Origin of the sequence: Mitsuaria sp. WAJ17, from assembly GCF_014174515.1 — a bacterium.
In the GTDB taxonomy this organism is placed as follows: Bacteria; Pseudomonadota; Gammaproteobacteria; order Burkholderiales; family Burkholderiaceae_C; genus Roseateles_B.
The window spans coordinates 38,142-57,694 of record NZ_JACJUG010000007.1 but is presented as its reverse complement, the minus strand read 5'-3'; the positions used below and the strand labels follow the sequence as shown (position 1 = coordinate 57,694).

Here is a 19,553-nt window from a genome sequence, read left to right as displayed (position 1 = left end):
ATGTCCGTACAATGAAAACCATGCTCGACGAGCGATCCAAATCCCTGCTGAAAACCCTGGTCGAACGCTATATCGCGGACGGGCAGCCTGTCGGTTCCCGCACGCTGTCCAAGGCCTCGGGGCTGGAGCTGTCTCCGGCCACCATACGCAATGTGATGGCGGACCTGGAAGACCTGGGTCTCATCGCGAGCCCCCACACCAGCGCCGGGCGCATCCCCACGGCCCGCGGCTACCGCCTCTTTGTGGACACCATGCTGACGGCCAACCCCGGCCTGCTGGGCGCCGAGCCCATCGCCCTGGATGCCCAGCTGCAGCCCGACCAGCCCCAGCGCGTGATCACCAGCGCCGCGCAGCTGCTGTCCAATCTGTCCAGTTTCGTGGGTGTGGTGACGGCGCCGCGCAAGCCCAGCGTCTTCCACCACATCGAGTTCCTGCGCCTGGGCGAGCGTCGCGTTCTGGTCATCATGGTCTCGCCGGACGGCGACGTGCAGAACCGCGTGATCTTCACCGCCCAGGACCACAACCAGGGCGAGCTGGCCGAGGCCAGCAACCGCCTGAATGCGCAATACGCCGGCCTCAGCCTGGAGGCGGTGCGCGAGAAGCTCAAGACCGAGGTCGATGCCTTGCGCGGCGAGATCGCCCTCCTGATGAACGCGGCCGTGCAGGTCGGCACCGAGGCCAGCGCCCAGGAGGAGCAGGTCATCATCAGCGGCGAGCGCAACCTGCTGACCGTCCAGGATTTCAGCCAGGACATGAACAGCCTGCGCCGCCTCTTCGACCTCTTCGAGCAGAAGACCCAGCTCATGCGCCTGCTGGACGGCTCCAGCCGCGCCGAGGGCGTGCGCATCTTCATCGGTGGCGAGAGCCAGGTCGTGCCCTACGAGGAACTCTCCATCGTGTCCGCCCCTTATGAGGTGGACGGCCAGGTCGTGGGCACCCTGGGCGTGATCGGCCCCACGCGCATGGCCTACGACCGCATGATCCAGATCGTGGACATCACCTCGCGCATGGTGTCCAACGCGCTGTCGCAGAAGTAGGGCGGGGGCCTCATTGCGGGCCCGTACAATCCGCGCTCCCGGCTCCCCGCCGGGTTGTCTTGCGGCGCCTCCCCGGCGCTGGAAACACGGGGGCCGTTAGCTCAGTTGGTTAGAGCAGAGGACTCATAATCCTTTGGTCACAGGTTCAAGTCCTGTACGGCCTACCAAAAATTCGCGTCCGTTGCCAGAATCTTGCGGGAATTGGGCTGAATCCCGGCGGCTGTTGGCGAACGAACACGGACGAGGCGAGGCCCTGGAGGGCCTTTCTTGGGGCCGGGGTCGTTCAGCCACCTTGCGGCCCTCGGCCTGCACGGCCTGCTGCCTGGGCCAGAAAGTAGGCATCTGATGCCGCCCTGATGCCGACACCCCCAGGCCCGCAAGAAGCTTTCGCCGCAGCCCTCCGACCCAGCGCCGGCACCCTGCGCACCATCAAACCCCGCGTATTTCCCCACAGCGGCCCGACCGGCAAGGTCCTCCGCACGGTCTATCATCCCCGCCGCAGTCAGGGAGTACGACATGGGGCCTACAGAGCTCAATACAGACGCCAAAGTGGCAGTGTTGGTGGATTGCGAGAACGCATCTCCGGATGTCTTGGAGTACGCCTTGCAAGTGGCGGCGCAGTTCGGCCGCGTGGTGCTGCGCCGGGGCTTCGGCAATCAGAACGCGCTGGCCAACAAGTGGCAGGAAGCCCTCGTCAGGCGGGCCTTCACGCCCTGCCTGCAGTACACCTATTCCTCCGGCAAGAACACCTCCGACATCGCCCTGGCCATGGATGCCATCGAGGCGATGTTTGACGGCCGGGCCGACACCTTCTGCCTCGTCACCAGCGACTCCGACTTCGCCGGCCTGTGCCGCAAGCTGCGCGAGCGTGGTGCCACCGTTCACATCGTGGGCGAGGCCAAGACGCCCGAGGCCCTGCGCAACGCCAGTGACCAGTTCTTCGAGTGGGCCCCTGCAGAACCTGCCGCAGCAGCAGAGTCGGCGGCCCAGCCCGCCAAGCCCGTGGCGCCGCCCAAGCCCAAGCAGCGGCCCAAGTCGGTCGTCAATGCCGTCAGGCTGATGGCTGCCGAGATCACCGATGGGCGCGTCGCCCTCAGCGCGCTGGGCTCCTACTTGCGACGCATGGACCCCGGATTCACGCCGCAGGCAATGGGCTACTCGGGCCTCGCCAGCATGCTCAAGACCTACGACCTCCTGCCCCTCCGCCAAGAACCAGGCGGGCACTGGACTGTCGCACTCGCCACCCCCAAAGACACCCCCGCACCGGCTGCTGCAGCCGCTGCCCCCTGAGCCCTGCCGTACCGCTCCCTCATGCTCGACGACATCAAGAAAACCCTCTGGGCCGCCGCTGACAAGCTGCGCGCCAACATGGACGCCGCCGAATACAAGCACCTGGTGCTCGGCCTGATCTTCCTGAAGTACGTGTCCGACACCTTCGCCGCACGCCGCGCCGAGGTCATCGACCGCCTCCGCAACCCGGACGACGAGTACTACTACAGCGACGCCAGCGAGGATGACCTCGCCGCCGAAGCAGACGACCGCGACTACTACACCGCCGTCAACGTCTTCTGGGTGCCCGAGGGCGCGCGCTGGGAGCACCTGCGCGGCCAGGCCAAGCAGCCCACCATCGGCCGCAGCATCGACGACGCGCTGACCTTGATCGAGGGCGAGAACCCCAAGCTCAAGGGCATCCTGGACAAGCGCTATGGCCGCGCGCAGCTGCCGGACGGCAAGCTGGGCGAGCTGGTGGACCTGGTGTCCACCATCGGCTTTGGTGACAACCCGAACACAGCCCGCGATGTGCTGGGCCAGGTCTACGAATACTTCCTGGGCCAGTTCGCCAGCGCCGAGGGCAAGAAGGGCGGGCAGTTCTACACGCCCGCCTCCATCGTGCAGACCCTGGTGGCCGTGCTGGCCCCGCATCACGGCAAGGTCTACGACCCGTGCTGCGGCTCCGGCGGCATGTTCGTGCAGAGCGAGAAGTTCATCGAGGCGCACGGCGGCAAGCTGGGCGATGTGTCCATCTACGGCCAGGAGAGCAATCCCACCACCTGGCGCTTGGCAGCCATGAACCTGGCCATCCGCGGCATCGACTTCAACCTCGGTCGCGAGCCGGGCGACACCTTCACCCGTAACCAGCACCCCGATCTGCGGGCCGACTACATCCTGGCCAACCCGCCCTTCAACATCAGCGACTGGTGGCATGGCAGCCTGGAGGGCGACCCGCGCTGGGTCTATGGTGACCCGCCGCAGGGCAACGCCAACTACGCCTGGCTGCAGCACATGCTGCATCACCTGAAGGACACGGGCCGGGCCGGCATCGTGCTGGCCAACGGCTCCATGGCCAGCGGCCAGAACAACGAGGGCGTCATCCGTGCCGCCATGGTGGAGGCGGATGTGGTGGAGGTGATGGTGGCACTGCCGGGCCAGCTCTTCTTCAACACCCAGATCCCGGCCTGCCTGTGGTTCCTGGCCAAGAGCAAGCCCGCGGCGCGCAAGGATCAGGTCTTGTTCATCGACGCGCGCAAGCTGGGTCGCATGATCGGCCGGGTGCAGCGCGAGCTGGCCGATGAAGACATCGCTCGCATCGCCGCCACCGTGGCGGCTTGGCGTGGTGAAGCCGCGCCGGGCGAGGCGCCGGGTGAGTACACCGATGTCCTGGGCTATTGCCGCAGCGTGGAGCTCTTCGAGATCGCACAGCACGGCCATGTGCTGACGCCGGGGCGCTATGTGGGCGCTGAGGAGGTCGAGGACGACGACGAAGCCTTTGCCGAGAAGATGACGCGGCTGACCGAGCGGTTGGGGGAGCAGATGGCCCAGGGGGCGGAGCTGGATGCGGTTATCCGGGCGAAGCTGGGGGCACTCGGATATGAGCTCTGAGTTGGCGACGTTTACCGTCGAAGACCTCGTGCAGGCGGGAGTGCTTGCTCCACCGATTGACGGCAACCATGGCGAGATCCATCCCAAGGCCTCTGACTTCGTGCCTACCGGCGTGCCATTCATCATGGCCTCTGACCTGAAAGGCGGTCGCGTCGACGTTCAGAATTGCGCCTTCATCACGCATGAACAGGCCGCCTCGCTGCGCAAGGGGTTCTCGAAGGCAGGAGATGTCCTTTTGTCGCATAAGGCAACGCTCGGTAGAACTGCGCTGGTTGGTCCTTGCGACCATGACTACTTGGTGCTCACGCCACAAGTGACGTACTACAGAGTTCTTGACCCGGCCCGACTCAACAATCGCTATCTCAAGTACTACTTCGACTCGGGTCCGTTCCAACAAACACTGGCCGCATGGGCAGGTTCCGGCTCGACCCGTGCCTACATTGGAATCACGGCCCAGCGAAAGCTACCTATCGTTCTCCCACCGATCGAAGTGCAGGACGCTATCGCCGAGGTCATTGGCGCACTCGACGACCGCATCACCCTACTCCGTGACACCAACACCACGCTGGAAGCCATTGCCCAGGCGCTGTTCAAGTCCTGGTTTGTGGACTTCGACCCCGTGCGCGCCAAGATGGCCGGCCGCGCCCCCGAAGGCATGGATGAGGCCACCGCCGCGCTCTTCCCTGACTGCTTCGAGGACTCGGAGTTGGGGGAGGTGCCTAGGGGGTGGAGTAGGGCAGCCCTCGGCGACTGCACCGCGTACCTTAATCGAGGTATCTCACCAAAGTACATTGAGGAGGGGGGCGTTCTGGTCTTGAACCAGAAGTGCATTCGAGACTTCGCCATTGACTCTGCAAAGGCTCGTCGGCACGACCCGTCGCAGCGCAGGATCGACGGCCGTGAGTTGCGAACTGGTGATGTGCTCGTGAACTCCACCGGCGTTGGAACACTGGGTCGAGTTGCTCAGGTCGTCGATCTGGAAGAGACAACCATCGTCGATTCGCACGTCACAGTGGTGCGCCCCAATGAGCGTCTTACCTGGAATTTTCTGGGGCTCGCTCTTATGAGAATTCAGCCGGAGATCGAACAGTTTGGCGAGGGAACTACCGGCCAGACCGAACTCAGCCGAGGAAAGCTAGCAGCCATCCGGGTTGTCGTGCCGCCAGCAGATGTTCTTGCTCGTTTTGACGCGGCGACAGTCCCCTTGCGAATGCGCATCGCTGCGAGCCAAACCCAGGCGAAGTCGCTTGCGACTCTCCGCAACACCCTCCTCCCCCGCCTCATCTCCGGCCAGCTCCGCCTGCCCGAGGCCACCGAGGCCGTTGATCACGCCCTCGCCACCACCCCATGAGCACCAGCAGTACGCACTTCACCGCCCTCAGCGCCCTCTGGGACGAGTTCCTGGCCCGCTGGCCCATGGAGAGCCTGCGCAGCATGAGCCTGGAGGAGTACTCACAGGCCGGCAGCAAGGACTGCTTCACCTACTGGCTGGAGACCCGCACGGAGGACCTGGGGTCGATCTGGGGTGGCTCGGCCTTCAAGTTCGGCGTCTATTCGCGCAAGGACCAGAGCGACAAGTCGGGACAAGCCTCCAGCGGCCTGAGCTTTGGTCCGACGCACGGCTGGCTGAGCAAGTACGGCACCACGGCTGAGCAGGCCTTCGAGTACGTGCGCGGCCTGATTGCCGACATCGCCCAGGCCGCTCGAGAAGGCCGCCTGGACGCCATCGAGGCCGCAGACCTGGGCCACGCCACCAAGTGGAAGATCGCCTTCCTCTATCAGGACCGGGCTAACCCCGTGATCGCTCCCGTGTTCAAGCGCGCGATGCTGGACGCGCTGCCGGGTGTGAGTGCCAAGACCAGCACCGGCCAGGTCTATCAGCAGCTGATGGCCGCCAAGCCCGCCGAGCAGGGGGTGCTGGAGTACGGCACGGCGCTCTGGCAGCAGGCTGGCGAGGTGCTGGCCGGGGCCATCAGCACGGACGAGGTGCTGAGCTACCTTCAGGCCCATCCTGGGATCACGTCCATCAAGCCGCCCACCAAGAGGCACGCTGGCTTCAGGCTGCCGGATGGGCGTGAGCTGTGCCTGATGCGTGCGCGGCAAACGCCGGTCGTCTACTTCCAGCCTGGGCACTGGACGCAGGAGCTCACCGAGGCCACGCAAGGCGCCACGCCCAAGGGCGCGGACGACACCCGCAGTCATGGCCTGGCCGCCAACGCACCCACCTTGGCCGCACCGAACCCCGCGGTGTCCTTCAGCATCCCCAGCCGAGAACGCCTGCTGGAGCTGTTGGAGGCTTACACCGGGGAAGTGCCGCCCGTGTTCAACGATGGCTCCAGCGATGGCGCCGGCATCCAGCCGCTAGAAGGCCCCAGCGGGGCTGCAGACCTGGCCGCGCCCCGCCCGCCCCTGAACCAAATCCTGTACGGTCCGCCGGGCACCGGCAAGACCTACAGCACCATCGACGCCGCGCTGGAGATCCTGGATCCGGCCTTCAAGGCGGCGCATCCTCATCCCACTCAACGTGCGGAGCGCAAGGCACGCTTTGACGAGTTGACGCAGCAGGGGCAGGTGGAGTTCGTCACCTTCCACCAGAGCTTCAGCTACGAGGACTTCGTCGAAGGCCTGCGTGCCAAGCTCAATGACGACAAACAGCTGGAATACAGCGTCGAGCCGGGCGTATTCAAGCGGCTCTGCGACGCCGCCCGCCCCGTCATTGACACGGGCACCCTCACCGTGCAGCCGCATGCTCGCGTCTGGAAGATCTCCATCGCCGGCACGGGCCCGTCGCCCACCAAGGCCTATTGTCTGGACCACAACGAAGCCCGCGTCGGATGGGGCAAGACGGGAGACCTGCTGCAGGACCCTGAGAGCAACACCTACTACCAGTCCCTGGGCAGCGGGGACAAGGGCACCCTGCGCTATTTCGCTGAAGAGATGGAGGTGGGGGACATTCTGCTGTGCATCCATTCGGCCTACGCGATTGCCGCCGTCGGGGTGGTGACGGGCGACTACCGCCACGAACCGCCGGAGCAGCTGCCCAAGGGGCTGATCGGCGACTACCAGCACGTCCGGCCCGTGCAGTGGCTCTACAAGGACCTGGAGCTGCCGATCGAGCCCATCAACGAGGGCAAGACCTTCACCTTGAAAACGGTCTACCAGCTGAACCGCCTGAACTGGGCCGATCTGCAGCGCTATTTGGACAGCAAGGGCTGCAAGCCGGTGGCTGGCAGCGCACGCCAGGCGGTGGTCACCAAGCCCTATGTGCTGGTCGTCGACGAGATCAACCGCGGCAACATCTCTCGCATCTTCGGCGAGCTGATCACCCTCATTGAGCCCTCCAAAAGGGCGGGGAGCGACGAGTCCCTGCAGGTCACGCTGCCCTACTCCAAGAAGCCCTTCAGCGTGCCTGACAACGTCTACCTCATCGGCACCATGAACACGGCCGACCGCTCCTTGACGGGCATGGACGTGGCCCTGCGCCGCCGCTTCGAGTTCGTCGAGATGCCGCCCAGGCCCGAAGAGCTGAAGGGCATCAACGTCGCTGGCATCGAGGTGCAGCGCTTGCTGGAGGTCATGAACGAGCGTATCGAAGCGCTGCTGGATCGAGACCATCGCCTGGGTCATGCCTTCTTCATGCCGCTGCGCGAGAACCGCCGGCTGAGCCGGCTGGAGCAGATCTTCCGCAAGCAGGTGCTGCCGCTGCTGCAGGAGTACTTCTTCGATGACTGGCAGCGGATCCAGTGGGTGCTCAACGACCACCGCAAGCCCGAGGAGTTCCGCTTTGTGCGCAGCCAGGGCGTGAACACGGCCGCGCTGTTCGGTGATGAGGTCAACGTGTCGCGCCGCCCGCAGGCCTGGTACGTGAACGACGCGGCCTTCCGCGAGGTGCAGAGCTACCTAGGCGTCATCGACCACCTCAGCGCCACGGAGCAGGACTGAGCCGCGCATGAGCGCCATGGCATCTCCTCGGGCCCCTCAGCGCATCAGCGTGCGTGAGTACGCCTGCCTGACCACCGAGGCGGTGGACCCGACGCTGGACTGCGCGCAAGTCAGCGTGACCGCGTTCGACCACCTGTGCCGCCTGAGCGAGCGCTTCTCGCGCAATGGCGCCCGGCTGCTGCAGGTCGAGGGTCGGCAGCGCCTGAAGCTGGATAGCTTCGTCGGGGTGGTTCAAACACCCTGCGGCACGACCCTCGAGATCGTCCCCAAGCACCACGCCGAAGGCGGTGACCTGGACGAGGCGAGAGCCTTGCTGCGCAAGCTCCTGCTGGCCCTGCTGGACCTGCCGACGCGTGAAGTGGGCGCGGCCTCGCTACAGCTCTTCGACGCCCCGCTGTCCGAGTGGGTGATGCGCCAGTTCCTGCAGCACCTCGATGCGCTGGTGAGCCGCGGGCTGCGCTTCGAGTACCAGCGCGTCGAAGAGGAGCTGCCCTTTCTGCGCGGCCAGCTGGACGTCACGCGACAGCTCCAGCAGCCGCCTGGCCGGGAGCATCGCTTCCAGGTGCGGCATGAGGTCTATCTGCCCGACCGGCCTGAGAACCGGCTGCTCAAGCGCGCACTGGAGCGGGTGCGCCAGCACACGCAGGACCCGGACAACTGGCGGCTGGCTCAGGAGCTGAGCTTCCGCCTCGCCGAGATCGCGGCCAGCCGACAGATCCCGCAGGACTTCCGCGCCTGGGGGCAAGACCGGCTGCTGGCCCACTACCGCCCCGTCAGGCCCTGGTGCGAGCTGATCCTAGGCGAGCACATGCCCTTGGCCCTGGCCGGCGAATTCCAAGGCCTGAGCCTGCTCTTCCCCATGGAGAAGCTCTTCGAGCGCTACGTGGCCCGCTGGCTGCGCCAGCAGCTACCGGCGGAGGCCGTGCTGCGCACCCCGGCCCGGAGTCAGTCCTTGTGCCGGCACGAACAGCAGGACTTCTTCCAACTGCAGCCCGACTTGTTCGTGACGCACCAGGGGCAGGCCTGGGTGCTGGACACCAAGTGGAAGCTGCTCGACGCCAGCGACCGTGCCCGCAAGTACGGCCTCAGCCAGTCGGACTTCTATCAGCTCTATGCCTACGGGCAGAAGTACCTGAGAGGCGAGGGGCGCATGGCGCTGGTCTACCCGGCCACGGAGCGATTCCAGGCACCACTGCCGGCCTTTGCCTTCGACGAGCGGCTGCACCTGGAGGTGCTGCCCTTTGACCTGGACCGCGAGTCCATGGGCGGCCTGGAGCGGCTGGGCTTGCCTCAGTCGCTTGCGGCCTGCGGGCTGGCACGGGCGGCATAGACTTCATCGAACACACACATCAGCACGTAGGCCGCAGAGCCAAGCACGGGGAGCACGATGACTGAAGATCAACTCGAACAAGAAGCCCTGGGATGGCTCACCGAGCTGGGATGGGCCCACCACCACGGCCAGACCATTGCCCCGGATGGCGACAACGCCCAGCGCTCGGACTACCGCCAGGTGCTGCTGAAGGAGCGCCTGTCTGCCGCCATCGCGCGCCTGAACCCGCACCTGCCGACGGCTGCTCGAGACGATGCCCTGCAGCAGGTACTCAACCTGGGGATCCCGGCCCAGCTCTCGGCCAACCGTGCCTTCCACAAGTTGCTGGTCAACGGCGTGCCGGTGCAGTACCAGAAGGACGGCGAGACGCGCGGTGACTTCGCTCGCCTGATCGACTGGCAAGACGTGACCCTCAACGAATGGTGGGCGGTCAACCAGTTCACCATCAAGGGGCCACACCACACCCGCCGTCCGGACATCGTGCTCTTTATCAACGGCCTGCCCCTGGTGCTGGTCGAGCTCAAGAACCCGGCTGACGAGCAGGCGGATATTTGGAAGGCCTACGACCAGATCCAGACCTACAAGGCGCAGATCCCGGACGTCTTCCAGTACAACGAGCTGCTGGTCATCTCGGACGGCAGCGAGGCCCGCATGGGCTCGCTCTCGGCCAACGCCGAACGCTTCCTGCAGTGGCGCACCATCGATGGGGTGCAGCTGGATCCCCTGGGCGAGTTCAACGAGCTGGAGACCCTGGTGCGCGGCGCGCTCGCGCCCGCCCGGCTGCTGGAGTACCTGCGCTTCTTTGTGCTTTTCGAGGACGACGGGCAGCTGGTGAAGAAGATTGCCGGCTATCACCAGTTCCATGCCGTCCAGGCGGCCATCCACCAGGTCGTCGCGGCGTCGCGCGCTGACAGCGCCACGGGCACGCGCGGCAAGGGGGGCGTGGTGTGGCACACCCAGGGCAGCGGCAAGAGCATCACCATGACCTGCTTCGCGGCGCGGGTGATGCAGGAGCCGCGGATGGAGAACCCGACCATTGTGGTCATCACCGACCGCAATGACCTGGACGGGCAGCTCTTCGGCGTGTTCAGCCTCTCGCAGGACCTGCTGCGAGAGCAGCCTGCCCAGGCCACGACGCGGCAGGAGCTGCGGGCCCTCTTGGCCAACAGGCCGTCCGGCGGCATCGTCTTCGCCACCATCCAGAAGTTCATGCCGGGCGAGGACGAGGACCTGTTCCCCACGCTCTCGGACCGCCGCAACATCGTCGTCATCGCCGACGAAGCGCACCGCACGCAGTACGGCTTCGAAGCCAAGCTGAAGGAGGTCAAGGTCTCGGCGCCCAAGTCGCAGGCCTTGCCGACTGCGGATGGTGATGCGCCGGGCACGCAGCCTCCCATGGTGGAGTTCGATGGGGGCGCCAGCTACACCGTCTCCAAGTACCAGGTGGGCTATGCGCAGCACCTGCGTGACGCGCTGCCCAACGCGACCTTCGTCGCCTTCACGGGCACCCCGGTGTCAGCCGCGGACCGCGACACCCGCGCCGTCTTCGGGGACTACATCCATGTCTACGACATGCAGCAGGCCAAGGAGGATGGCGCCACGGTGGCCATCTACTACGAGAGCCGCTTGGCCAAGCTGCGGTTGAAGGAAGAGGAGCTGCCTCACGTCGATGCCGAGGTCGACGAGCTCGCCGAGGACGAAGAGGAAGACGCCCAGGCCAAGCTCAAGAGCCGCTGGGCGGCGCTCGAGAAGGTGGTGGGGGCAGAGCCTCGCGTGGCGGCCATCGCGGCCGATCTGGTGGCGCACTTCGAGGCACGCTTGGCGGCGCAGCCCGGCAAGGCCATGGCGGTGACCATGAGCCGGGACATCTGCGTGCACCTCTACAACGAGATCGTGAAGCTGCGCCCGGGCTGGCATGACGAGGACCCAGAGAAGGGCGCCGTCAAGATCATCATGACCGGATCCGCCAGCGACAAGGCCCTGCTGCGCCCCCACATCTACAACAGCCAGGTCAAGAAGCGCCTGGAGAAGCGCTTCAAGGACCCGCTCGACCCCTTGAAGCTGGTCATCGTGCGGGACATGTGGCTCACCGGCTTCGATGCCCCCTGCGTGCACACCATGTACGTGGACAAGCCCATGAAGGGCCACAACCTCATGCAGGCCATCGCTCGCGTGAACCGGGTGTTCCGGGACAAGCAGGGCGGCCTTGTCGTGGACTACATCGGCATCGGCAACGAGCTGCAGGCTGCGATGAAGGAGTACACCGCAGCCCAAGGCCGTGGCCGCCCTACGGTGGACGCGAACGAGGCTTATTCGGTGCTGGCGGAGAAGCTGGATGTGCTGCGCACCTTGCTCCATGGCTATGACTGGAGCGGCTTCCTCGCGGGCGGGCACAAGGTCCTGGCCGGCGCGGCCAACCATGTGCTGGGTCTGCCCCTTGAGGCGGGCCTGAGCGGTAAGAAGCGCTTTGCAGACACAGCCCTGGCCATGAGCAAGGCCTTCTCGCTCTGCTGCACGCTGGATGAGGCGAAGGCCGTGCGTGAAGAGGTGGCCTTCATGCAGGCCGTGAAGGTGATTCTGACCAAGCGGGACATCGTGGCGCAGAAGCGCGCCGATGAGCAGCGCGACCTCGCCATCCGCCAGATCATCAGCCAGGCGGTGGTCTCCGAGAGCGTGGTGGACATCTTCGACGCCGTGGGCCTCGAAAAGCCCAACATCGGCCTGCTGGATGACGACTTCCTGGCACAGGTGAAGAACCTGCCCGAGCGCAATCTGGCCGTGGAACTGCTGGAGCGCCTTCTGGAGGGCGAGATCAAGTCCAAGTTCGCCACCAACATCGTGCAGCAGAAGAAGTTCTCCGAGCTGCTGGGCAACGTCATCACCCGCTACCAGAACCGCTCCATCGAGACCGCCCAGGTGATGGAAGAGCTGGTGGAGATGGCCAAGAAGTTCAAGGAGGCCGCATCAAGGGGTGAGGCCCTGGGCCTGTCCGACGATGAGGTGCGCTTCTACGACGCGCTGGCCAACAACGAGTCCGCGGTGAAGGAGCTTACCGACGAGACCCTCAAGAAAATCGCCCACGAGCTGACCGACAACCTGCGCAAGAACCTCAGCACGGACTGGTCAGAGCGGGAGAGCGTGCGCGCCAGCCTGCGCCTGATGGTGAAGCGCATCTTGCGCAAGTACAGGTACCCGCCGGACATGCAGGAGGCAGCGGTGGAGCTGGTATTGCAGCAGGCGCAGGCCTTGGGGGAGGCGTGGAGTTGAGATCCCGCCGAACTCTGCGGCGCTCCTCTGGAGCGTGCGCGTGACTTCCGATCACCCCGTCCCACAGCCGCCGCAGTACCTTCGGCATGCATATGACGCCACCTTGTTCGAGGTGCTGGCATCCCCCGCAGGAGTCTTCACAGTCGGGCAATCAGGCCTCGTGATCGTTGAATGGCTGGCGCATGTCAAGGCTGATAGGGCCTGCATCATCACGGCCTGGAACCCCTTCAGCGCCCCCACATTGGACGCAGAGAATGAGCACCAGCAGGAACGACTGAAGGCGCAAATTGAGGCGGCCATGCTGCGCTGGTTGCCTTCGCAGGGGCGAGATCCCAGCGGCGAATGGCCGCCCGAGGCCAGCTTGTGCGTGTTGGACCCGACGGTGCCGCAGATCGATGAATGGCTGCGGGAGTACCGGCAGTTCGCTGCCGTGACACTGTGCCCTCGTACCGGATGCCAACTGCGATGGCATCCCGAGGTTCTGGTCTAGCCATCGGCGTCGCTGTGGTCGTCACACATCCCGCAGGACCTCCACTGCTGAATTCCCCCAGTTTGCGCAGCGTGTCCGGCCTCCACCTCGTGTTGCTTCACCCCAGTGTGCGGCGTCTGCGGCACGCAGCCGAATCTGCCGGCGATGGATTCGCTGGCCGCTCAATGCGGTGGATGCTCCCCGAGGTGCTCCAGCTCCATACATTCGGTACGCTCGCGGACCTCGCGAAAAACTACGGGGACTTCTTCGTGGCTCCATGTTCCAGAGTTCGAGCCCCCGCGAAAGCCGTGGCGATTCCTATACATCCATGTTCAGCATTACGTGGCTCCTACAACTTCCGGAGCTCTCATGCGCCCAATCATCTACCTGAACTTTGTCCTGCACCTGCCGCTCATTCCGCGGCAAATCAGCGCATGGATTGTCTGGGTCATCGTTCACATGCTTCTTTTGGCCAGTGAAAAGCGCATCTAACCCTTAGCAGCACATGGCGGCCGTGCCGCCGCCATGTGCTCCATGTTCCAGAGTTCGAGCCCCCGCGTAAGCCGCGTTGATTCAGCCGCGCCGCATGGGGCCTAGGTCTTGCACAAGCGACGTCGGACGCAGGGTTTTATGGGGTAGCCAATGGCCCTGCAGTGATGGCAGCATGCGACCTCCTAGGGCCGAAGAGGTCCTCCAGTCGATATGCAGCAACGTCCTGAAATAGCCAGAAAAATGGTGCTGGACAAATGCGCTATCAATCCCAAGAAAGTGAAGCTGCCACCGATGCAGTTCCGCAGCTTCCGTCTCCCCCCCCCACACACGTTTGAGCTCACATGACGCGCATCACCGATCGCCTCAGGTCCTTGTTCCGTCGCGCCGGTCCCGCGGAGCGGGACCCCTTGGACTACGGCCAAATGGTCCACCTGGACGCCGAAGATCTGGCGGAGGGAGGCATCCTGTCGGCATACCAACAACTGCTTCCGCTTCTCAGAAGGTATGCCAGTTCTCCCCTTGAAGTCACGGAAGAAGGCGACGACGACGGCGCCACATACTGCGTCGCTGCTGGAGGGAAGAAGTACGTGATCTGGGATATCGGTGCGAAAAGCCAAGACGGGTGGGCGCGAGCCACCGTGGCGTTTTTCGATATTGTGAATGCCAGCCTTGCTTCGTCCGAGCACCGTTTCTACGCGCTGTACGGAGGCAATGACTTGAGCGGACTATTTCTAACCGAGCAGGAATTCGCAGCCGCGCGTCGCGCCATCAAGAAGCCAGCACACTGGCCTTGGGTGCCGGTCAACCAGCCTCCGCACTATGGCTATCCAGTCGAGGGGGCGGTATAGCATGCCAGCTCGGCGGACCGCCTGCGGCGTCCGCCGACCTTCAGCTTGGCAGTGGTGTTGAACGTCAGGCGCCGGTGACCACGAGGTGGGGGAGGCTTGCAAACGTGGCCGCCAAGCTGCGCGGCACGCTTGAGCTGCCGGCTGCAGTGCTGGGCAAGCAGGGCAGGAAGGGGCTGCAGGGCAGCGCATGGCCGCGGCAGCGCCTGTTCTTCAGCGTTCGAGGCGAAGCTCCACGAATGCCGTGCGCCCCGGGAAGGGGTGGCTCTGGTAGGCCTGCTGGCCCGTCAGGTTGTTGATGCCCAGCGCCAGCTCGATCTGCCGATTGAACTTGTAGGCGCCACGGACGTCCAGCTGATTGAGCCTGGACACACCGCCGTAGACCCCGGGCTTGATATCGAGGTTGTAGGTGTCGGCATAGGCACGGCCCTGATGGCGCCAGCCGACGCAGTACAGCCATCGGGCATCCGGCCGATAGCTGGCCTGCAGCGTGGCGCGGGTGCGGGGCACGCGCAGCCACCACTTGCCCACCATGGCGGGGTCCTTGGCATTGGCCGTCACCTCGCTGCGGAAGGTGTAGGCGGCGCTGGCGCTCAGGTGCAGCCCCTTGACCCAGAGGTCTTCGGCAGACCACACCAGCTCGACGCCCTGCGTCTTCACCCGCTCCACGTTCTGCACGCAGGTATAGGTCTGCGCCCCGGTGACGGTGGTCTTGCAGACGGCGGCATCGGGTGTCGATTGGCGCAGGATGGCATGGCGGACATCGTCCCAGTACAGGGACAGCCGCAGGCGCTGCCGCTCCCAGTCCTGCTCGGCGCTCAGTTCCAGGGCATCGGAGGTCTCTGCCTTCAGGGTGGGATCTGAGAGTGTCTGGCTTGTGGCGCTCACCGTGCCGTTGTAGAGCTCCTCGACGTTGGGAAAGCGGACGCCCCGCCCGAGGCTGGCCTTGAGCAGCAGTGCATCGCTGGGGGACCAGGACAGCGCGGCCTTGGGGGAGCGGCCGTTCAGTACCCGGCTGTCGTAGTTCACCGTCACGCCACTCCCCAGTTGGCGACCGTCGAAGGCCTTGAATCGCTCCTGGCGCCAGCCCAGGGTCAGCTTCCAGTCCTCGGCGATGTCCCAGACGTCCTGGGCATACAGCGCCATGACCTCGGTCCGCCCTCCGAAGAACTGGGACGGTGTGCCCTCAGCCCCTCGCCAGTCCTCGGCGGCCGTCATGCTGTTGACGCGGTTCTCCAGCCGGTAGCTGTTGTGATGCAGGCCCAGGGCGAGGGCGTGGCGGCCGTCGCCCCAGTCACCGGGCACCGGTGTGTAGCTGGCCTGCACTTCGGCGGTGTTCCAGCCGGTGCCGTCGCGCCGGGTCAGGGTGCCGGCGCCGCCCAGGGATGCCAGCGGGTCCGGGCGGCTGGCCTGGCGTGCAGCGTCCTTCAGGATCCTGTAGTCGGACAGCACCAGGGACTGGTTCCAGCCCGGACCGTGCCGTGTCTTGAAGGTGGCGCCCAGCTGCTGGTGGGTTTCCTGGCGCGTTGCGGGCGCGAAGCTGGCCAGCGGGATGTCGAAGCGGTTGGCGCCGTCCGTCACCAGGCCGGACCAGACCGCCTGGCCGGAGGCATCGCGCAGCCAGGTCTCGTTGCGCGCCTGGGCATCCACCTGCCACCAGGAGGCCATGCCGCTGGCCACCAACGTGGGCGTCAGGTCCAGGCCCGCACGCAGGTTCAGCGTGTCCTGCACCGCATGCTCGATGGCGCCCGCGTTCGCGCCGAACGCGGCGCGCCTCAGGCCCTTGGGGTCCCGGTCATAGACGATGCCGGTGACGCGCGTGGCTGGGCCCGTCACGGTCGGAAAGACGCCCGCCGCATTGGCCACCACCGTGTGGTACTGCATGGGCTGGGAGGTCGAGCTCTGGTGGTTGAAGTCCCCCACGATCCACATGCCGCTGTCCAGGCGCGTACCCGCATGCAGGGAGGCCTGCCCGCCGCCGAAGCGGTCGCGCTGCCCGTAGGGGGCCAGCGTCTGGGAGAAGGCCGTCAGGCGGCCGGAGACCTCCAGCCGCTTCGGCACGCGCTGAGTGACCGCCACCGTGGTGCCGATGGAGTTGCCCGGAAACAGGGCGGAGTAGGGGCCGAAGAACATGTCCACACGTTCGAGCGCCTCGGGGCTGATCATGTTCCAGCGCGGCGCGTCGAAGCGGCCCAGGAAGTTGCTGATCAGGTAGCCGTCCAGGTAGACCAGACCCCGCGATGGCTGCAGGGTGCCGAAGCTGCGACCGGCGATCAGGGCATTGCGATCCCCGATGTAGCGCTTGCGCAGGGTCGTGTTGGGGGCATAGGCGAGCGCGTCTTCCGGATTGACCAGGTTCTGCGCCCGCAACTGCAGGGCCGAGGTGCCGACGGTGCTGCCGGCCAGGGTGGCAGGCAGGCCGCTTCGGATGGACTGACCGGCCACGATGACCGGCGTGAACTGGGCCTCGGTGGCCACGCCTTGCGCCAGGGCCTGGCAGGCCAGGGAGACGAGGGCGGGCAGCAGCAGTGTCTTCAAGGTTCGGAAATTCATCTTGTGAGCATTCAGCGGAGGGCGCGGTGCGCCCGGGGTGTGGGGAGCGCCTGCGCGGGAGCAACTGCGGACCGCCTAGTGGCTTGGTTTGTCCAATAGCCAGTCGAGCTGTTCGGTGCTGGGAATGCCCAGCAGGTCGCGTCGGCCGGCACCCGGCCTCAGCAGGACCAGGCGAGGGGTCTCTCCACGCCATCGGGGATCGACGGCGAACTGCAGGGCCTGCGCGCTGGGGCCTGGCCTGAACGCCCGATCGCCCGGGTGCCCGCGGCTGTGGGCGGAGGGGGAGGGGAGGGCCTGCTCGTCGGCATCCATCACCACCGTGATCAACTGGATCGGCTGGGCCTTGGCCTGGCGGAAGCGATCGAGCGCCTCGACGGCCCGGGGGCAGGTCGAGCAGTAGGTGGCCGAGAAGAGCACCACGGTCGGCCTGGTCGTTTGCCGCTGCAGCGCGCGCCAGGTCTCGGGCGTCAGGGTCGTGGCCTCGCCGGCCCAGAGGGCCTGGCATCCCGCAGCCAGGGCCAGGATGCCGAGTGGGCGCAAGAGGGGGCTGTTCATGCGAGGTCCTCCACGAAGACCTGTGTGGCGGTCTGCCAGACGGCATACAGGCGGCCGCTGCCGCTGGCCAGGCGCGGGTGATCCGCCGCATGAGGCGTCTGGGCCAGAACCCTGCGCTCGAAGTGCCGGCCACTGTCGCGGGAGAGCCAGGCATGGAGCTGATGGCGCTCGCCGTCGAAGGAGCGCCAGAGCACGACCACCTGGGTGCCCAGGGCCGCCACGACGGCATGCTCGGCCGAGGGATCGGGCAGGCTTCGCTCGGACTGGCGCAGCCGGCCGTCAGCATCCAGGCGCCCATACCGCACGCGGCCCTCTCCGGCCACATGGGTGAACCACACGGCATGGAAGCCGCCTGCTGCGTCCGCGCACAGGGAGGGGCCATGGTGCGGGCAGGCGTCCAGGCGCCAGCGATCGTGGCCGATGCGCTCGACATGGCCGGGGCGCCGGCTGGATGCAAAGGCGTTGTCGCGAGTGCCGCCCGGGAAGATGTGGCGCCACAGGAAGGCGGGCTGCCCCTCGTTGCTGACGGCTGTGGCGGTCCGGCAGCACTGGCAACTGGTCGATGCCAGCGGCTGCGGTGGCTGCAAGGCCTCGAATGCCTCGTTCGCCGTGCAGTGGTACAGCAGGGAGCCGCTCGCAGCGCCAGGGGACCCGGGCGCGTGCCGGTTGAGCCAGCTGACATGCAGCTGCCCAGAGCGATCGAAGGCCAGGGACGCAAAGCCCTGGCCTTCAGGGTAGGCCGGCTCGCCCGGGGCCAGCGCGGGGCCGAAGCTGCGGCCGCCATCGCGGGACAGATGGACCCGCAGCCGACCGGCGCGGTGGTTCTCCCCGCGCGTGCTGTAGGCCAGGGCCGCCCGGCCCATCGGCCCGAAAGCCAGGCGCGGGGCGTTCTCGCTCGTCCAATGGATGGGCTCGGCGGGCGTCCCGAGGGAGCGGGCTTCATCAAAGCGGGCCGCGCCCTGGTAGACGCGCAGCTGCAGGTCCTGGCCAGCGCCCGCACTCAGAAGCCACAGCCGGCCTTCGCCATCCACCGCGGCATCGGCGCCCAGAGGAGGCCTTGGGCCTGGCGGCAGCGGTGTTTCCTGATCGAGATCGACCTTCGCCAGCGCCGCGCCACTCAGTGCCGCCAGGGTGCCTCCCAGCAGCTGCCGGCGGTGCCGGTTCGGCGGCATGCGCACGCCCGGGAAAGGGGCATGGGCCGGTGCGTCACCCGCAAGCCGGGTGGCCTCATGAGGGTTGGCATCCATCAACGGCGAGGACGCGAGGCGAGGGGCCGTGAAGCGGGCGGCATTGAGCTGCTGGCGCATGTTTCTCTCCTGGCTTCTTGGGAAAACAGTCATGTTATATGCATGAAAAATGGCGAGCATCTAGGGATGAGTCTTCTTGCATGCGCGATCAACGAGTGAATGAATTCTCGCTATTGGTGCAAACGCCTCGCGTGCCCTGATGGCTTTGCATTTGCATCTTGCGTTCGTCGAATAATACATCTATTCTGAATGCATGTTAAACGAAATGTGATGACTCGCCATGCACACCCCCCAACGCTTCCTGAGGACGGGCAACCGCACGCTGATGGTGTCCTTTGCCATCATGGTGCTGAGCACCCTGGTCGCCTACCCGCTGGCCGACCAGGTCGGCCTGGGCCTGCAAGTGCTGGCGCATCTCGCCATCGTGATCGCGGCGGGTTTCTTCAAGCTCGGCTATGTGCTTCGCCTGGCTGCGCAGCATGAGATGAGCCAAACGACGCCGGCCATGGCCTGATGCGTCGCGTGCCAGGGATCTGGCCCGCGCTGTCGGCGCGCCGGAGGGATCCGGCGCGCCTTTTCTTTCGCTGCTCCGCGCCTGGAGATTCAGGGCAGGCCGGACGCCGGGGGCTGGCCTGGCTGCGGGTCGCCTTCGACGCCCTCAAGCGCCGCGCCGCTTTCGCAGGACTTCATGCAGGAACCAGCTCGGGCTGGCGGCCACGATGAACACCGCTGCCATGACCGCCGCTGCGTGCCAAGGCTGCTGTGCGATGCCGTAGGAGCCGTCGATCAGCCGAGGCACGGCGCACCAGCCCAGGAGCGCGGCACAAAAGAGCGCCAGCCGTGCCGCAGTGCCCCGCAACCATCGCAGGCACAGCCAGGCGGCGACGTTGCTGGCGAGGAGTCCCAGGGCGAGGAAGCTGGAAACCATGTCTTCCC

Annotated in this window: 14 protein-coding genes and 1 tRNA gene; 11 read left to right on the top strand and 4 right to left on the bottom strand. The window is 66.0% G+C overall.

Annotation, left to right across the window (positions count from 1 at the left end):
* Positions 1 to 20: 20 nt before the first annotated feature.
* The 10 genes from hrcA (at position 21) to H5407_RS07300 (ending at position 14,265) form a co-directional block, all read left to right on the top strand.
* A complete protein-coding gene (gene hrcA, locus H5407_RS07345; RefSeq protein ID WP_183103797.1) occupies positions 21 to 1,037 on the top strand; it encodes a heat-inducible transcriptional repressor HrcA in 1,017 nt (338 codons plus the stop codon).
* Positions 1,038 to 1,127: 90 nt separating this feature from the next.
* Positions 1,128 to 1,204 (top strand) — tRNA-Ile (locus tag H5407_RS07340).
* A 349-nt stretch (positions 1,205 to 1,553) separates the two neighbouring features.
* Entirely contained in the window at positions 1,554 to 2,327 is a 774-nt protein-coding gene (locus H5407_RS07335; RefSeq protein WP_183103796.1) for an NYN domain-containing protein, read from the top strand.
* Between the two features lie 21 nt (positions 2,328 to 2,348).
* The gene (locus H5407_RS07330) at positions 2,349 to 3,917 is read left to right on the top strand and encodes a class I SAM-dependent DNA methyltransferase (RefSeq protein ID WP_183103795.1); all 1,569 of its coding nucleotides are present in this window, start codon (positions 2,349 to 2,351) and stop codon (positions 3,915 to 3,917) included.
* Positions 3,907 to 5,268 (top strand): restriction endonuclease subunit S, encoded by a 1,362-nt coding sequence (locus tag H5407_RS07325; RefSeq protein WP_183103794.1) that lies wholly within the window; start codon positions 3,907 to 3,909, stop codon positions 5,266 to 5,268. Before H5407_RS07330 ends, H5407_RS07325 begins: the two co-directional genes overlap by 11 nt.
* On the top strand, positions 5,265 to 7,859 hold the full coding sequence (locus tag H5407_RS07320; RefSeq protein WP_220800513.1) for an AAA family ATPase: 2,595 nt from the start codon (positions 5,265 to 5,267) through the stop codon (positions 7,857 to 7,859). Before H5407_RS07325 ends, H5407_RS07320 begins: the two co-directional genes overlap by 4 nt.
* Positions 7,860 to 7,875: 16 nt before the next feature.
* On the top strand, positions 7,876 to 9,189 hold the full coding sequence (locus H5407_RS07315) for an McrC family protein (RefSeq protein ID WP_183103793.1): 1,314 nt from the start codon (positions 7,876 to 7,878) through the stop codon (positions 9,187 to 9,189).
* Between the two features lie 57 nt (positions 9,190 to 9,246).
* Positions 9,247 to 12,456, top strand: coding sequence for a type I restriction endonuclease subunit R (locus H5407_RS07310; RefSeq protein WP_183103792.1), 3,210 nt, complete (start codon positions 9,247 to 9,249; stop codon positions 12,454 to 12,456).
* Positions 12,457 to 12,616: 160 nt separating this feature from the next.
* Positions 12,617 to 12,946, top strand: a complete 330-nt coding sequence (locus H5407_RS07305) for a DUF3293 domain-containing protein (RefSeq protein ID WP_183103791.1) — start codon at positions 12,617 to 12,619, stop codon at positions 12,944 to 12,946.
* 812 nt (positions 12,947 to 13,758) lie between these two features.
* A complete protein-coding gene (locus H5407_RS07300; protein WP_183103790.1) occupies positions 13,759 to 14,265 on the top strand; it encodes a hypothetical protein in 507 nt (168 codons plus the stop codon).
* A gap of 210 nt (positions 14,266 to 14,475) precedes the next feature.
* Here H5407_RS07300 and H5407_RS07295 read toward each other — a convergent pair whose 3' ends face one another.
* From H5407_RS07295 to H5407_RS07285, 3 genes are all read right to left on the bottom strand, one after another.
* Positions 14,476 to 16,800 carry a TonB-dependent receptor gene (locus tag H5407_RS07295; RefSeq protein ID WP_183103789.1) on the bottom strand — a complete coding sequence of 775 codons (2,325 nt, stop codon included), beginning with the start codon at positions 16,798 to 16,800 and terminating at the stop codon, positions 14,476 to 14,478.
* A gap of 90 nt (positions 16,801 to 16,890) precedes the next feature.
* Entirely contained in the window at positions 16,891 to 17,370 is a 480-nt protein-coding gene (locus H5407_RS07290) for a thioredoxin family protein (protein ID WP_183103788.1), read from the bottom strand.
* Entirely contained in the window at positions 17,367 to 18,677 is a 1,311-nt protein-coding gene (locus tag H5407_RS07285; RefSeq protein WP_183103787.1) for a hypothetical protein, read from the bottom strand. The genes H5407_RS07290 and H5407_RS07285 overlap by 4 nt, the downstream gene beginning before the upstream one ends.
* A gap of 220 nt (positions 18,678 to 18,897) precedes the next feature.
* Between H5407_RS07285 and H5407_RS07280 the strand changes: the two genes are divergently transcribed.
* On the top strand, positions 18,898 to 19,131 hold the full coding sequence (locus H5407_RS07280) for a hypothetical protein (RefSeq protein WP_183103786.1): 234 nt from the start codon (positions 18,898 to 18,900) through the stop codon (positions 19,129 to 19,131).
* Positions 19,132 to 19,275: 144 nt separating this feature from the next.
* Here the strand turns inward: H5407_RS07280 and H5407_RS07275 are convergent, their stop codons facing one another.
* Positions 19,276 to 19,545, bottom strand: coding sequence for a hypothetical protein (locus H5407_RS07275; RefSeq protein WP_183103785.1), 270 nt, complete (start codon positions 19,543 to 19,545; stop codon positions 19,276 to 19,278).
* Positions 19,546 to 19,553 lie beyond the last annotated feature (8 nt).